The 1,913-nt window shown below is 58.4% G+C and carries 3 protein-coding genes and 1 pseudogene; 1 reads left to right on the plus strand and 3 read right to left on the minus strand.

Going from position 1 to position 1,913, the window contains the following annotated elements:
• Window positions 1-250 precede the first annotated feature (250 nt).
• Window positions 251-373, plus strand: a complete 123-nt coding sequence (locus tag ACP5J3_RS13940; protein WP_263246231.1) for a hypothetical protein — start codon at window positions 251-253, stop codon at window positions 371-373.
• Here the strand turns inward: ACP5J3_RS13940 and ACP5J3_RS13945 are convergent.
• The 3 genes and pseudogenes from ACP5J3_RS13945 to ACP5J3_RS13955 form a co-directional block, all read right to left on the minus strand.
• Complete coding sequence (locus tag ACP5J3_RS13945; protein WP_428496237.1) at window positions 370-774, minus strand: ATP-binding protein; 405 nt, start codon at window positions 772-774, stop codon at window positions 370-372. The two genes, ACP5J3_RS13940 and ACP5J3_RS13945, sit on opposite strands and share 4 nt — an antisense overlap.
• On the minus strand, window positions 746-1,312 hold the full coding sequence (locus ACP5J3_RS13950) for a hypothetical protein (protein ID WP_428496238.1): 567 nt from the start codon (window positions 1,310-1,312) through the stop codon (window positions 746-748). Before ACP5J3_RS13950 ends, ACP5J3_RS13945 begins: the two co-directional genes overlap by 29 nt.
• Window positions 1,309-1,913: pseudogene (locus tag ACP5J3_RS13955) on the minus strand (molybdopterin dinucleotide binding domain-containing protein); the annotation flags it as partial. The pseudogene ACP5J3_RS13955 and the gene ACP5J3_RS13950, both read right to left, overlap by 4 nt.

Below are 1,913 nucleotides of genomic sequence, written 5' to 3' on the forward strand. Positions count from 1 at the left end.
CCTACATGTACTCTGACTGCGCCGGGGAGGAGTGGGCGGTGGAGTCCTACAGACAAAACCCCGACGGTAGCTACACCGTGGTGCTACGGCCCAGGCGCCTAGTGCAGACCAGAAAGAGACACGTCAAAATCGTGCTATACGGAGAGGAACACAACTACGAAGTCTCCTCATAACGCTCAAAAACGCCGGCAACCCCTCCCCAAGAGATTACGCTGGCTGGTAGGACACCTCCGTTTTCCGACGACCACATGTGGGTCTGGTGCTCAGATACTGCTCCTACGTCGTCGACGTTGCGGTCGACGCCTCAAAAATAAGGCGCCTCACGGCGCGCTGGGGCACCTCCTCGGAATTGGGCGGCGGCGTCGGGGCTTAGCCAAATCCAGATCCTGCGCCCGCCGCCCCCTCTCCGGTGGGCATGGTGGCGTTGATGGGCGTGAAGGTGGGCGTGACGAGCGTCGTGGTGAAGTTTATTGTAGTCGCTTCGTTGGCGTAGTAGCTGGGGGTGGATACTGCGAGGTATAGAGAGCCGCCTGCAATTAGCAGGATTAGCAGAACGGCGGCTAGAGCCCCCTTGCTCACGACTGTGTGGATTGAAATGGCGCCGAGGGGGCACGAGTATGTGCAGATTCCGCATCCCACACATAGAGAGGAGGCGACGGCGGGGGGCTTGAGTGCGCCCACTGGACACGACTTCACACAGAGGTTGCATCTCCTACAGCGGGATGGGTCAATCCTCGCAACTTTTCTAGTAAAGAGACGAGACGGCCTCCTCATACCCCCTTGCATATACTATGTGTAGGAATTTTAAATACTTGTCTACGTCAAGCCTCCCCGACAGTAGATATTCTTCTACAGGTGTGGGCCTCGGCTCAGCTAGGTAGACCCAGTCGCCGCAACTCCTCATCCTCACGTAGTCGATGTAGTTATCCACAACTACCACTCCCCCCTCTGGACCTGTCTTGCCGATGTCGACGCGCACCTCCGCCGCGGCGCCGTGGTAGAACTGGGTATACACCGCCTTAGCCGCTTCGTAGAAGAGGCGCTCCCTCGCCCTCTCCTCTTCAAGCTCTGCGTAGCAACGCACGTGGTACAGCTTCGACAGGGTGGGGAGGAGCGCGATTAGCTGGCGCCGGCGCATGTAAAACCCGTCGCTCAGCCCCAGCTTCGCCAGCAGCTCCGACTTGGAGAGGTGGCCGTAGGCGTGGAGGAGAAGGAGGTCGCAACGGGGTAGGGGGAGTAGGAGGGAAACCCCCCTGGGGAGGAGGGAGGGGAGGAAAAAGTGGGTTTTTGGAACGCTGTAGATGTAGATCACGGAAGTTTTCTCAAGTCGGGCACCTTCGGCGGCCAGTAGTACGCCGACTTGGCGGGCTTAGGCCCTATTCCAAGTCCCCATAGGAACGTCCTCCTCATGCCGATGAAGTCCGGCCTCGCGCAACCCGGCGCCCCGGGCTTCTTGTTTGGACACAGCACCTCCCCGGTAATTATCCCAAGTATCCTCGGGAACTTCAGGTCGAGGCCCCACCTCTGCTTCCAGAAGCTGTACACTGTCTTAGATAGCTCGCCGTCGCTTCCGTGAGTCAGTAGCTTGTAGAAGAAGTCGAAGGCCATCTTAGCCGCCTCGAAGTCGAACTCCATAGAGCCGTACTCCTTGGGATCGGCCTTCTCAATCCTAACCTTGAAGTGCCACAGATTTGTCCAGGCGATGGGGTCGTTGGTCTGCGGCACTACGAAGTCGTAGGTGGTGCCGGTCTCCCTCCACCAAACAAACTTAGCTAAGTCCCAATACGGCATGCCCCTCTCCCTATACAGCTTGGTAATGGCGACTTTGTTTGCCAGCTCCTCCTCAGCCACCGGAGCCGGGTCTGCCACCTTTGTCCACTTCAGCTTCTTCCAGTTGAAGTCCCCCGCCTTGA

It is taken from the genome of Pyrobaculum sp., from assembly GCF_049971835.1.
Lineage (GTDB): Archaea > Thermoproteota > Thermoprotei > Thermoproteales > Thermoproteaceae > Pyrobaculum.

Bases quoted from the DNA above. Each gene is read 5' to 3' on its own strand.
- ACP5J3_RS13945 (WP_428496237.1), bottom strand. From the start codon at position 774: ATGAGGAGGCCGTCTCGTCTCTTTACTAGAAAAGTTGCGAGGATTGAC.